General features: G+C 58.0%; 14 protein-coding genes and 1 tRNA gene. 6 read left to right on the top strand and 9 right to left on the bottom strand.

Going from position 1 to position 12,885, the window contains the following annotated elements; translation table 11 throughout:
* Positions 1 to 43: 43 nt before the first annotated feature.
* From ychF to QFX16_RS24325, 8 genes are all read right to left on the bottom strand, one after another.
* Positions 44 to 1,144: a redox-regulated ATPase YchF gene (ychF, locus tag QFX16_RS24360; protein ID WP_134419017.1), complete on the bottom strand. Its 1,101-nt coding sequence runs from the start codon at positions 1,142 to 1,144 to the stop codon at positions 44 to 46.
* Between the two features lie 23 nt (positions 1,145 to 1,167).
* Positions 1,168 to 1,752 (bottom strand): aminoacyl-tRNA hydrolase, encoded by a 585-nt coding sequence (gene pth / locus QFX16_RS24355; RefSeq protein WP_008153430.1) that lies wholly within the window; start codon positions 1,750 to 1,752, stop codon positions 1,168 to 1,170.
* 169 nt (positions 1,753 to 1,921) lie between these two features.
* Complete coding sequence (locus tag QFX16_RS24350; protein ID WP_283181654.1) at positions 1,922 to 2,527, bottom strand: 50S ribosomal protein L25/general stress protein Ctc; 606 nt, start codon at positions 2,525 to 2,527, stop codon at positions 1,922 to 1,924.
* 141 nt (positions 2,528 to 2,668) lie between these two features.
* Positions 2,669 to 3,610, bottom strand: coding sequence for a ribose-phosphate pyrophosphokinase (locus tag QFX16_RS24345; protein ID WP_003208392.1), 942 nt, complete (start codon positions 3,608 to 3,610; stop codon positions 2,669 to 2,671).
* Between the two features lie 45 nt (positions 3,611 to 3,655).
* Positions 3,656 to 3,730 (bottom strand) — tRNA-Gln (locus QFX16_RS24340).
* Positions 3,731 to 3,767: 37 nt separating this feature from the next.
* Entirely contained in the window at positions 3,768 to 4,619 is an 852-nt protein-coding gene (gene ispE / locus QFX16_RS24335) for a 4-(cytidine 5'-diphospho)-2-C-methyl-D-erythritol kinase (protein WP_283184629.1), read from the bottom strand.
* 2 nt (positions 4,620 to 4,621) lie between these two features.
* Positions 4,622 to 5,239, bottom strand: coding sequence for a lipoprotein insertase outer membrane protein LolB (lolB, locus tag QFX16_RS24330; RefSeq protein WP_283181653.1), 618 nt, complete (start codon positions 5,237 to 5,239; stop codon positions 4,622 to 4,624).
* Positions 5,240 to 5,243: 4 nt separating this feature from the next.
* Entirely contained in the window at positions 5,244 to 6,968 is a 1,725-nt protein-coding gene (locus QFX16_RS24325) for a tetratricopeptide repeat protein (RefSeq protein WP_283181652.1), read from the bottom strand.
* A gap of 182 nt (positions 6,969 to 7,150) precedes the next feature.
* On the opposite strand from QFX16_RS24325, the gene hemA reads away from it, so the two are divergent.
* The 6 genes from hemA (at position 7,151) to QFX16_RS24295 (ending at position 12,515) form a co-directional block, all read left to right on the top strand.
* Positions 7,151 to 8,440, top strand: coding sequence for a glutamyl-tRNA reductase (gene hemA / locus QFX16_RS24320; protein WP_033061251.1), 1,290 nt, complete (start codon positions 7,151 to 7,153; stop codon positions 8,438 to 8,440).
* The gene (gene prfA, locus QFX16_RS24315; protein ID WP_283181651.1) at positions 8,437 to 9,519 is read left to right on the top strand and encodes a peptide chain release factor 1; all 1,083 of its coding nucleotides are present in this window, start codon (positions 8,437 to 8,439) and stop codon (positions 9,517 to 9,519) included. Before hemA ends, prfA begins: the two co-directional genes overlap by 4 nt.
* Entirely contained in the window at positions 9,520 to 10,350 is an 831-nt protein-coding gene (gene prmC, locus QFX16_RS24310; protein WP_283181650.1) for a peptide chain release factor N(5)-glutamine methyltransferase, read from the top strand. It begins immediately after the preceding gene.
* Positions 10,344 to 11,099 (top strand): molybdopterin-synthase adenylyltransferase MoeB, encoded by a 756-nt coding sequence (locus QFX16_RS24305; RefSeq protein ID WP_283181649.1) that lies wholly within the window; start codon positions 10,344 to 10,346, stop codon positions 11,097 to 11,099. The genes prmC and QFX16_RS24305 overlap by 7 nt, the downstream gene beginning before the upstream one ends.
* Positions 11,092 to 11,883: a glutamate racemase gene (gene murI, locus QFX16_RS24300; protein WP_283181648.1), complete on the top strand. Its 792-nt coding sequence runs from the start codon at positions 11,092 to 11,094 to the stop codon at positions 11,881 to 11,883. Before QFX16_RS24305 ends, murI begins: the two co-directional genes overlap by 8 nt.
* Before the next feature lie 113 nt (positions 11,884 to 11,996).
* Complete coding sequence (locus QFX16_RS24295; RefSeq protein ID WP_283181647.1) at positions 11,997 to 12,515, top strand: acyloxyacyl hydrolase; 519 nt, start codon at positions 11,997 to 11,999, stop codon at positions 12,513 to 12,515.
* Between the two features lie 39 nt (positions 12,516 to 12,554).
* Here QFX16_RS24295 and QFX16_RS24290 read toward each other — a convergent pair whose 3' ends face one another.
* The gene (locus QFX16_RS24290; RefSeq protein ID WP_046030160.1) at positions 12,555 to 12,860 is read right to left on the bottom strand and encodes a YkgJ family cysteine cluster protein; all 306 of its coding nucleotides are present in this window, start codon (positions 12,858 to 12,860) and stop codon (positions 12,555 to 12,557) included.
* Positions 12,861 to 12,885: the final 25 nt, after the last annotated feature.

The following is a 12,885-nucleotide window of genomic DNA, read 5'->3' as shown; positions in this document are numbered from 1 at the left end:
CAAACGCGGCTTTTTCTTGGGCGGGTGCTTCGTCCTGAATAACTTAGACGTTGAAACGGAAGTGCATCACGTCGCCGTCTTTAACGATGTAGTCCTTGCCTTCCAGGCGCCATTTACCGGCTTCTTTGGTGCCGGCTTCGCCCTTGTACTGGATGAAGTCGTCATAGGCGATGACTTCGGCGCGGATGAAGCCTTTTTCGAAGTCGGTATGGATCACGCCAGCGGCTTGTGGTGCGGTGGCACCCACGCGGACGGTCCAGGCGCGGACTTCTTCGACACCGGCGGTGAAGTAGGTCTGCAGGTGCAGCATTTCGTAGCCGGCGCGAATTACACGGTTCAGGCCAGGTTCTTCGAGGCCCAGAGCTTCGAGGAACATGTCTTTCTCTTCGCCGTCGTCCAGCTCGGCGATTTCGGCTTCGATCTTGTTGCAGACCGGAACCACCATGGCGCCTTCTTCTTCGGCAATGGCTTTAACGATGTCCAGCAGCGGGTTGTTCTCGAAACCGTCTTCAGCGACGTTGGCGATGTACATGACCGGCTTGGTGGTCAGCAGGTGGAAACCACGAATCACCGCTTTGTCGTCGGCGCCCATGGTCTTCATCAGCGTACGCGCAGGCTTGCCGAGGGTGAAGTGAGCGATCAATTGCTCCAGCAGGCCTTTCTGGACTACTGCGTCCTTGTCACCGCCCTTGGCGTTGCGAGCGACTTTCTGCAGTTGCTTCTCGCAGCTGTCGAGATCGGCGAAGATCAGTTCCAGGTCGATGATTTCGATGTCGCGTTTCGGGTCGACGCTGTTGGAAACGTGAATCACGTTCTCATCTTCGAAGCAGCGGACCACGTGCGCGATGGCATCGGTTTCACGGATGTTGGCGAGGAACTTGTTGCCCAGACCTTCACCTTTCGAGGCGCCGGCTACCAGGCCTGCGATGTCGACGAATTCCATGGTGGTCGGCAAGATGCGTTTTGGATTGACGATGGCCGCCAGGGCTTCCAGACGCGAATCCGGCATCGGCACGATACCGGTGTTCGGTTCGATGGTGCAGAAGGGGAAGTTCTCGGCCGCGATCCCGGATTTGGTCAGGGCGTTGAACAGGGTGGACTTGCCGACGTTAGGCAGGCCGACGATGCCGCAATTGAATCCCATGGTGTTTTCCCCGAGGAGTAGAGTCAGGCCTTCTGGCTGTGCAGGTTTTTCATCGCGCGGTTCCATTCACCGGCGAGGATATCCGGCAGCACGCCGAGGGCAAAGTCGATGCTGGCATCGAGTTTTTCCTGTTCGGCGCGTGGCGCACGACCCAGGACGAAATTTGAAACCATACTGGCAACGCCCGGGTGGCCAATGCCAAGCCGCAAGCGGTGAAAGGTATTCTGATTGCCCAGTTGCGCGATGATGTCGCGCAACCCGTTGTGACCGCCATGGCCGCCGCCCTGTTTGAGCTTGGCTACGCCCGGTGGCAGGTCGAGTTCGTCATGCGCCACCAGGATTTCTTCAGGCGTAATGCGAAAGAAGCCGGCAAGTGCCGCGACGGCCTGGCCGCTGCGGTTCATGTAGGTGGTGGGAATCAGCAGACGAACATCCTGACCCTGATGCGAATAGCGCCCGGTCAGGCCGAAATATTTGCGATCCGCCACAAGGTTTACGCCTTGTGCGTTCGCGATGCGCTCAACAAAAAGGGCCCCTGCGTTATGCCGGGTCTGTTCGTATTCAGCGCCTGGATTTCCCAGGCCAACGATCAGTTTGATGGCAGTCACGATAGGGGCCCTTCCTTGGAGTGGTGGATAACATCGCCGCCTTCAGGGAGTGCGGCGAAAGTGGACGACAAGTGCTCATTTACCATTATGTAAACTCCGCGTTCTCGCCCGCTTTCTCGCTACGCTCTAGTCCGCGATGTTTCCGGTCACTCCGGCGAACAGAGTGAAATTACTCTGCTGCGCCTTCTTCAGTAGTAGCTTCTGGAGCAACACGTGGAGCGTGGACGTTGGCAACAGCCTTGTCATCACCGTGTGCCAGAGCAACAAACTCAACGCCTTTAGGGGCTTTGAGGTCAGACAGGTGAATGATCGAACCGATTTCGGCGTTAGCCAGGTCGACTTCGATGAATTCAGGCAGGTCTTTCGGCAGGCAGGTCACTTCGATGTCCGAAACAACGTGCGAAATTTCGCCGCCTTTCTTGATCGGAGCTTCTTCACCAACAAAGTGTACAGGCACGATAGCGGTCAGTTTCTGGCCAGCTACAACGCGTACGAAGTCAGCGTGCATCACGTGGCCTTTGGCCGGGTGACGCTGCAGAGCTTTGATGATTACGTTTTGCTTGGTGCCGCCAACGTTCAGCTCGATGATGTGGCTGTAAGCCGCTTCGTTTTCGAGCAGTTTGGCAACTTCTTTAGCCAGCATGCTGATGGATTCAGGGGCTTTTTCGCCACCGTAAACTACAGCAGGTACCAGGCTTGCGAGACGACGCAGGCGGCGGCTCGCACCTTTCCCCAGGTCGGAACGCACTTCAGCATTCAGAGTAAAATCGTTCATGTTGTATCTCCAAAATAACCACATTCGCCCCAGCGTTTGCGACCAGCGCTAAAGGCGATATGGGCAAAAAAGCCCCGCCCCGACAGGAATGCCAGGGCGGGGCGCTTTTCGTCAACGAAGTGTTCGAGAAGGGCAGGGCCCTTAACGGAACATCGCGCTGATCGATTCTTCGTTGCTGATGCGGCGAACCGCTTCGGCAACTACCGGCGCGATATCCAGTTGACGGATACGCGAGCAGGCTTGAGCAGCAGCGGACAACGGGATGGTGTTAGTCACCACCAGTTCGTCCAGCATTGAATTTTCGATGTTTTCGATCGCCCGACCGGACAGCACAGGGTGTGTGCAGTAGGCGAAAACCTTGGCAGCGCCATGCTCTTTCAGGGCCTTGGCCGCGTGGCACAGAGTGCCGGCGGTATCGACCATGTCATCGACCAGAATACAGGTACGCCCTTCGACATCACCGATGATATGCATCACTTCAGAGTGATTGGCTTTCTCACGGCGTTTGTCGATGATCCCGAGATCCACGCCCAGGGATTTGGCAACAGCACGTGCACGCACGACGCCGCCAATGTCCGGGGACACGATCATCAGGTTTTCGAAGCGCTGATCTTCAATGTCATCCACCAATACCGGGGAGCCGTAGATGTTATCTACCGGAATATCGAAGAAACCCTGGATTTGGTCAGCATGCAGATCAACCGTGAGAACACGGTCAATGCCGACTACGGTAAGCATGTCAGCAACGACTTTCGCGCTGATAGCCACACGTGCGGAACGCGGACGGCGATCCTGACGGGCATAACCAAAGTAAGGAATAACAGCAGTGATACGAGTAGCCGAGGAGCGGCGGAAGGCATCAGCCATCACTACCAGTTCCATCAGGTTATCGTTGGTCGGAGCGCAAGTCGGCTGAATAATGAAGACATCTTTACCGCGGACGTTTTCATTGATCTCGGCAGTAATTTCGCCGTCGGAGAACTTTCCGACAGAGATGTCACCGAGAGGGATATGCAGCTGACGTACAACACGCCGAGCCAGATCGGGGTTAGCGTTCCCCGTAAAGACCATCATCTTGGACACGCGCAGTACCTAGAGGCTGAGGGTAACCTGGATGAGTATAGAAAATGGCAGGGGCGGCTGGATTCGAACCAACGCATGGCAGGATCAAAACCTGCTGCCTTACCGCTTGGCGACGCCCCTGTATCTGTTGCAACGAGTACCCAGTACTCGATTCCTTTTAGAGCAGACTTTGCAGCTTGCGATGCAACATCGAAATGTTGCTTCCCTTTGCTACAAACCCTGTAAGGGTCTCTGTAAGAAGGGCCGAGACTTTATCAGCTTCAGCTTTGCTTGGGAAGCCCCCAAACACACAACTTCCAGTTCCGGTGAGTTTTGCTTCGGTAAATTTACCTAACAAATTCAATGCGTTACGTACATCTGGATAACGCCTTGCTACCACCGGTAAGCAGTCATTTCGACTGTTTCCCTTGGGAACGGGGCGCACTTTAATGGGAGAAGAGTTACGTGTCAACAACGGATCTGAAAAAATTTCTGCTGTACTTACAGAGACTTGCGGCACAAGCACGAGATACCACGGTTCTTCGGGGTCTACAGGGGTCAGTTTCTCCCCCACGCCTTCGGCAAAAGCCGCGTGCCCACGTACGAAAACCGGGACGTCCGCGCCAAGCGTCAGGCCCAAAGTGGCCAGCCGATCCTCATCCCAACCCAGTTGCCAAAGATGATTGAGGCCGAGCAAAGTCGTCGCGGCATTTGAACTGCCGCCACCGATTCCACCGCCCATGGGCAGAATTTTTTCGATCCAGATGTCGATACCGAGCGAACAACCGGATTGCTCCTGAAGTTTTTTTGCAGCTCGAACAATCAGATTGCTGTCGTGAGGAACGCCATCGAATTCGGTGTGCAGTCGAATCACACCGTCATCACGAACGGCGAACGTGATTTCATCGCCATAATCGAGAAACTGAAAAATAGTCTGCAACTCGTGATAACCGTCTTCACGGCGCCCGAGGATGTGCAGCATCAGATTGAGTTTGGCCGGGGAGGGCAGCGTCAAGCGCGGAGCGGTCATGTTCACTGCCCCAGTTTGCGAGGTTGCCATTCCTTGATCACCAGCGTGACGTCAAGGTCGGTGCCGTGCAGTTTGATCCGCTCGGGCAGCCAAATGCCATTTTGCTCGGCATAGCTGAGGTATTCGACCTGCCAGCCATCCTGCTCAAGATTGGCCAGGCGGCTGTCGGCATCGAGCGTCAGACGGCTTTTGCTGTCCGGGGCCGGGAGCCCGCGAACCCACCAGGCCAGATTGGACACCGGTAACTTCCAGCCCAGCTGTTCTTCGACCAACACTTCAGGCGTCGGCGCTTCATAGCGGCCCTGGTTGGCAACTTCCAGCGAGACCTTGCCGGGGCGGCCGGTCAGGCGTGCGGCGCCACGACCCAAGGGGCCGGAGAGGCGAATGTCGTAGTAATCCTGTCGCTGCAGCCAGAACAACGTGCCGCTGCCCGAGTCTTTCGGGGCGCGAATGCCGATCTTGCCGTTGATCTGCCAGCCGTCGAGGCTGGTCAGTTGCTGTTTGTACTCGCGCCATTGGGCCGTGTTGCCTTGACCCTGGACTGATTCGCGGGCACCGAAGCCCGCGCAACCGGCGAGCAGGGCGATGAAACTGAAAACAATGAGGTGGCGCAAAAACATAATCTTAAAGAGTCTCTGATCCGGTCAGGCGCTTGATGGTGCTGCGCAGGATGGGGCTGTCGGGCTGCTCCTTAAGGAACTTGCTCCAGATTTGTTTGGCTTCCCGTTGCTTGCCATTGGCCCACAGGACTTCACCCAGGTGCGCGGCGACTTCCTGATCGGGGAAGCGCTCCAGCGCCTGGCGCAGCAGGCGTTCGGCTTCGTCGAGATTGCCGATGCGGAAATTCACCCAGCCGAGACTGTCGAGTACCGCCGGGTCTTCCGGATTGATTCGGTGCGCCTGTTCGATCAAGGTCTTGGCTTCGGCGTAGCGCGTCGTACGGTCGGACAGGGTGTAACCGAGGGCGTTCAATGCCATCGCGTTGTCCGGATCGCGCTTGATGATCAGGCGCAGGTCTTTTTCCATCTGCGCCAGGTCATTGCGTTTTTCCGCTTGCATGGCGCGGGTGTACAGCAGATTCAGATCGTCCGGGTATTGCTGCAAGGCTTGCTTCAATACATTCCAGGCCTTGTCGGGCTGTTTATTGGCGGACAAGGTTTCGGCTTCGATCAAATACAACTGAATCGCGTAATCGGGCTGCTCATCGCGCTCCGCAGCCAGACGGCTTTGGGCTTCGGCTGTCTTGCCGTTGTTCATCAGGATATCGGCCTGACGCAATTGCGCTGGCAGGTAATCGTTGCCCGGGCCGACCTGGGCGTACTCGATCAACGCGGCTTGAGGGTCGTTGCGCTCTTCAGCGATACGACCGAGGTTCAAGTGAGCCGAATCGACGTGGCTTTCCCGGGCAATCAGGTCTTCCAGGTAGCCCTTGGCCTCATCCCAGGCCTTGGCCTCCAGGCAGACCAGCGCCAGGGAATAACGCAGTTCATCGTCTTCGGGGTACTGCTGAACCAGGCTCGAAAACTCGGCTTTGGCGTCGTCCATGCGGTCCTGTTCAACCAGCATGCGCGCGTAAGTCAGGCGCAGGCGTTTGTCGTCCGGGTACTTCTTGATACTTTTTTGCAGCAGCGGCAACGCTTCATCGCCACGATTGAGGGTTTGCAGCAGGCGCGCGCGCAGCAGGATTGGCGCTATTTCGCCGTCGTCCGGTGGATTGTCTTCCAGCAGGCCCAGCGCACCCTTGGCGTCACCGTCCTGTTGCAGGAGCAAGGCTTTGCCGAAAATCAGCTGACTGTTGTTCGGATGGCGCTGCAACAAACGGTCAAAACTTTTCATCAAGCCGTTGCGCGTGTCCTGGTCGGTATCGGCCGCAGACAGGGCGAGGAAGTCGAAATGCGTGTCGCCCTTGCCTTGCAGGACTTTCTCCATATAGACCATGGAGTCGTCATAACGCCCGGCACGAGCCAGTTGCACGGCAGCGGCCCGTTGCGCCTCGAGGTCGTCCGGGGCGTTTTTCGCCCAGATCAATGCGGTGTCCAGGGCAGCCTGATCGGCGCCCAGGTATTCGGCGATACGGAATGCCCGCTCGGAGATGCCCGGATCCTGAGTATTGATCGCCTGGGTGACGTAGTTGTCCAGGGCAATGTCGAAACGATTGCGTTGGCCAGCCAGTTCGGCGCTCAACAGACTGAAGACGGTTTCTTCACTGAATGAGCTGTAAACCTTGGGCTTTTCAGGGGCCGGAGTGCTGTCTTCGACCGGCGGCGTACCGTCCGACGAAACGGGTGCCAAGGCCTGGCAGCCGCTGAGGAAGACAAAAGCGAGGAGCAACGCGGAAGATCTATTCATATAGGAAGAGGACGACTAACCTGCGGTCGGATCATCATGACACAAGCCTTCAGCCAAACATAACCGAGTCTCAATCGGTGCCTTTATAGAGGCAGGTCATTGGGACAATAGTCAGCGGTAGTTGTTCTGGCTCTGTCGAAGTAGGACAATTGCCGGCTTCACGTCACTATCAGCGACCTTGAATGGCCTTCCTTGCACTCGGTATTAACCACAAGACTGCTTCAGTAGACGTCCGCGAGCGCGTGGCCTTTACCCCTGAGCAGCTGGTGGAGGCCTTGCAGCAGCTCTGCCGACTCACCGACAGCCGCGAAGCTGCGATCCTCTCCACCTGCAATCGCAGTGAACTCTATATAGAACAGGATCACCTTTCGGCAGACATCATATTGCGCTGGCTGGCCGATTATCACCATTTGAGCCTCGAAGAGCTGCGCGCGAGTGCTTATGTGCACGAAGATGATGCGGCAGTTCGTCACATGATGCGGGTGGCCTCCGGGCTTGATTCGCTGGTGTTGGGCGAACCGCAGATTCTCGGTCAGATGAAATCGGCCTACGCCGTGGCCCGCGAGGCCGGCACCATCGGTCCGTTGCTCGGGCGACTGTTCCAGGCGACGTTCAATGCGGCCAAACAGGTGCGCACCGACACCGCCATCGGCGAGAACCCGGTGTCTGTGGCGTTTGCCGCGGTCAGTCTGGCGAAACAGATTTTCAGCGACCTGCAACGCAGCCAGGCCTTGCTGATCGGCGCCGGCGAGACCATCACCCTGGTCGCCCGTCATCTGCACGAACTGGGTGTAAAGCGCATCGTCGTTGCCAACCGCACTCTGGAGCGCGCGAGCATTCTGGCCGAGCAGTTCGGCGCCCACGCGGTGTTGCTTTCGGACATCCCGGCGGAACTGGTGCGCAGTGACATCGTTATCAGTTCCACCGCCAGCCAGTTGCCGATTCTCGGTAAAGGCGCGGTGGAAAGCGCCCTGAAGCTGCGCAAACACAAACCGATCTTCATGGTAGACATCGCCGTTCCCCGGGATATCGAGCCGGAAGTCGGCGAACTGGACGACGTCTACCTTTATAGCGTCGACGATCTCCATGAAGTGGTCGCCGAGAACCTCAAGAGTCGCCAGGGCGCAGCCCAAGCGGCGGAAGAGATGGTCTCGATCGGTGCCGAAGATTTCATGGTCCGCCTGCGTGAGCTGGCGGCGGTGGATGTGCTTAAGGCCTATCGCCAACAAAGTGAGCGCATGCGCGACGAAGAATTGCAGAAGGCCCAACGCATGCTGGCCAACGGCAGCAGCGCCGAAGACGTGCTGGTGCAACTGGCGCGGGGCCTGACCAACAAACTCTTGCACGCACCGAGCGTACAGTTGAAAAAGCTTTCTGCCGAAGGCCGCCTCGATGCGCTGGCCATGGCCCAGGAACTCTTTGCCCTCAATGAGGGCTCATCGGATAGCTTTTCGGATAAAAAACCGCAATGAAAGCGTCACTGCTCAATAAGCTGGACATCCTCCAGGACCGTTTCGAGGAATTGACCGCCTTGCTTGGCGACGGCGAAGTCATTTCCGATCAGAACAAATTCCGCACCTATTCCAAGGAATACGCGGAAGTCGAACCGATTGTCGAAACCTATAAACAGTTGCTCAAGGTGCAAAGCGATCTCGAGGGGGCTCAGGCGCTGCTCAAGGACAGCGACCCGGACATGCGCGAAATGGCCGTGGAAGAAGTCCGCGAAGCCAAAGAGCAATTGATCGAAATCGAAGCCAGCCTGCAACGCATGCTGCTGCCCAAGGATCCGAACGATGGGCGTAACGTGTTCCTCGAAATCCGCGCCGGCACCGGCGGTGACGAGGCGGCGATTTTCTCTGGTGACCTGTTCCGCATGTATTCGCGTTACGCCGAGCGTCGCGGCTGGCGGGTGGAAATTCTCTCGGAGAACATCGGTGAGCACGGCGGCTTTAAAGAAGTCATCGCTCGCGTCGAAGGCGACAATGTCTACGGCAAGCTGAAATTCGAATCCGGTGCGCACCGCGTGCAGCGGGTTCCGGCCACCGAATCCCAGGGTCGCATCCACACCTCGGCCTGCACCGTAGCCGTGTTGCCCGAGCCGGACGAACAGGAAGCGATCGAGATCAACCCCTCGGATTTGCGCATCGATACCTACAAATCCTCCGGTGCCGGTGGTCAGCACGTTAACAAAACGGACTCGGCGATCCGCATCACGCACTTGCCGTCCGGTATTGTCGTCGAGTGCCAGGAAGAACGTTCCCAGCACAAGAACCGCGCCCGGGCGATGTCCTGGCTGTCGGCCAAGCTCAACGATCAGCAGACCAGCGCCGCCGCGAACGCTATCGCTAGCGAGCGTAAATTGCTGGTGGGTTCGGGCGATCGCTCGGAGCGGATCCGCACCTACAACTTTGCCCAGGGTCGGGTCACCGACCATCGGGTCAACCTGACGCTGTATTCCCTCGACGAAATCCTCGCGGGTGGCGTCGATGCGGTGATCGAGCCGTTGCTGGCCGAATACCAGGCCGACCAATTGGCAGCGATAGGTGAGTAAATGACGATCATTGCCAGTTTGTTACGCGCAGCCGACCTGCCCGATTCGCCCACCGCGCGCCTGGATGCCGAATTGTTGCTGGCCGCTGCACTGGGCAAGTCCCGCAGTTTTCTGCACACCTGGCCCGAGCGCATCGTCCCGAGCGAGGCGGCGCTTAAATTTGCCGAGTATTTGCAGCGCCGCCGTGGCGGTGAGCCAGTGGCCTACATCCTCGGTCAGCAAGGTTTCTGGAAGCTTGATCTGGAAGTGGCGCCGCATACGCTGATCCCGCGCCCGGACACCGAGCTGTTAGTGGAGGCGGCGCTAGAACTCCTGCCAGCCACACCTGTCAAGGTCCTCGATCTCGGCACCGGCAGCGGCGCCATTGCGTTGGCCCTGGCCAGCGAGCGTCCGGCCTGGAAGGTGACCGCCGTGGATCGCGTGCTCGAAGCCGTGGCCCTGGCCGAGCGCAATCGCCAGCGCTTGCACCTGAACAACGCCATCGTGCTGAGCAGTCATTGGTTCAGCGCGCTGGAAGGTCAGCGCTTTCAACTGATCATCAGCAATCCGCCTTACATTGCATCCGCCGATCCGCATCTGGTAGAAGGCGATGTGCGTTTTGAGCCGGCCAGTGCCTTGGTGGCTGGCGTCGACGGGCTCGACGATCTGCGTCTGATCGTCGCCCAGGCGCCGGATTATCTGGAGGCGGGCGGTTGGCTGATGCTTGAACACGGTTACGATCAAGCCACTGCAGTACGCGATTTGCTACTGGCTCGCGGCTTTGAAGAAGTCCACAGCCGCACCGATCTGGGCGGTCACGAACGTATCAGCCTGGGGCGCCTGCCGTGCTGAATGATCAGGAATTGTTGCGCTACAGTCGGCAGATTCTGTTGCAACACGTCGACATCGACGGCCAGTTGCGACTGAAAGAAAGCCGCGTGTTGATCGTCGGTCTCGGCGGTCTCGGCTCGCCGGTTGCGCTGTATCTGGCAGCCGCCGGCGTCGGCGAGTTGCATCTGGCGGACTTCGACACCGTCGACCTGACCAACTTGCAGCGCCAGATCGTTCACGACACCGACAGCGTCGGCCTGAGCAAGGTCGATTCGGCTATTCGCCGACTGACTGCAATCAATCCCGAGATTCAGTTGATCGCCCATCGCACCGCGCTGGACGAAGACTCCCTGGCCGCCGCCGTGGCTGCGGTGGATCTGGTGCTGGACTGTTCCGACAATTTTTCCACCCGCGAAGCGGTCAACGCTGCGTGTGTCGCCGCCGGCAAACCTCTGGTCAGCGGCGCAGCGATTCGGCTCGAAGGTCAGTTGTCAGTGTTTGACCCGCGCCGTCCGGAAAGCCCGTGCTACCACTGTTTATATGGTCACGGCAGCGAAGCCGAACTGACGTGCAGCGAAGCCGGCGTCGTAGGACCTTTGGTTGGCCTGGTGGGCAGCCTTCAGGCGCTGGAAGCCATGAAGTTGCTGGTGGGTTTCGGCGATCCGCTGGTGGGTCGCCTGTTGTTGATCGATGCCTTGGGCTCGCGCTTTCGCGAATTGCGGGTCAAGCGTGATCCGGGCTGCAGCGTCTGTGGTTCGAAGCATGCGTGAAGCGCCGATTGGCGTGTTCGACTCCGGTGTCGGTGGGCTTTCGGTGCTGGCCGAGATCCGGCGTTTGCTGCCCAACGAGTCACTGTTGTACGTCGCCGATTGCGGGAATATTCCCTACGGCGAGAAAACCCCGGAATTCATCCGTCATCGCTGCAGTGTGATGGCTGGTTTTTTTCAGCAGCAGGGCGCCAAGGCCCTGGTGTTGGCCTGCAACACAGCGACTGTCGCTGGGGTTGCAGACTTGCGGCGCGATTATCCCGAGTGGCCCATTGTCGGTATGGAGCCTGCGGTCAAACCGGCCGCTGCCGCCACCCGCAGCGGTGTGGTCGGTGTGCTCGCCACCACCGGCACCTTACAGAGTGCCAAGTTCGCCGCTTTGCTCGACCGATTCGCCACCGATGTGCAAGTCATCACTCAGCCGTGCCCCGGCCTGGTGGAGCTGATTGAAAACGGCGATCTGCACAGTGAGGCATTGCGCCAGTTGCTTGCCAGGTATGTCGAACCGCTGCTCGGCGCCGGGTGCGACACGATAATTCTTGGCTGCACGCATTACCCCTTCCTAAAGCCGTTGCTTAGGCAGATGATCCCCGATGACATCAGCTTGATCGACACCGGCGCCGCTGTAGCGCGGCAACTTCAGCGTCTGTTGGCCGAGCGTGAATTGCTCGCCGAGGAGCCTGCTCGTGCTGCACAGTTCTGGACGAGTGCCGATCCGGAGCATTTCAGAAATATCTTGCCGATACTGTGGAATACCGCTGGCGTTGTGCAAAGCTTTAAAGGGTAAGTTAAAGCCTGGGGCAAACGAGTAATTTGGGTGAACTTCTGATTAAACGTCGACTTCTATAGCGTTAAGCAACAAAAAAACCATACGAAATCGTTCGGAAAAGGATGTTTCTAATGAAGCGACTATTCTGCTTGGCCGCGATTGCGGCCGCACTGATGGGGCACAGTTTTACCGCACAGGCGGCAGGCGTGGAGTTCGCGGTCGGCCAGACTAGCGAGTCGACCATGACCTATCGACTGGGCATGCAATTCGATTGGGACAAGAGCTGGTTGCAGAGTGATATCGGTCGTTTGACCGGTTACTGGAGCGGTGCCTACACCTATTGGGAAGGCGACAAGACCACCAGCAACCACAGCCTGTCGTTCTCCCCGGTGTTGGTTTACGAGTTTGCCGGGCAGACCGTTAAACCCTACCTGGAGTTGGGCGTTGGCGTTGCGGTGTTCGCCAATACCGAAGTCGAAAACAACAATCTCGGCAATGCCTTTCAGTTTGAAGACCGGTTCGGTTTTGGGCTGCGCTTTACGGGCGGACATGAAGTCGGGATTCGTGCGACGCACTATTCAAATGCCGGGCTGAGCAGCCCGAACGATGGTGTAGAAAGCTACGCGCTGCATTACACGATGCCGCTCTAAGCACACTGCCCAATCAATGGGGGTGGGTTTGGTTTGAGTTCAGCGATACGCCGTGGTAATCCCCTGGCGTTCGTCGATGCATTCAGGCGCTCCCATCTCGAACTCCCTGCAGATCAGCGGGCGTTTTTCATAGATGGTGCACATCATGCTGTTGCGATCCAGCGCAGCACACCAACCGTCATCCAGACGCAACATGACTTCCCCACCCCAGTCATCAGTATCGATAAAACGTTCGGGCACGCCTGTGTCGGTGATCAGCATGACTTCGAGCTGGCAGCAGCAAGCGGCGCAGGTCGAGCAGGTGACCACCGGTTCGGCGATTTGTGTGTGGGGAATGGTTTTCATGGCTCGCAGTGTAAGGCAGTGGGCC

It is taken from the genome of Pseudomonas svalbardensis (assembly GCF_030053115.1).
GTDB lineage: Bacteria > Pseudomonadota > Gammaproteobacteria > Pseudomonadales > Pseudomonadaceae > Aquipseudomonas > Aquipseudomonas svalbardensis.
Note: the sequence above shows the minus strand (reverse complement) of the source record. Positions and strands in the feature narration are given on the sequence as shown.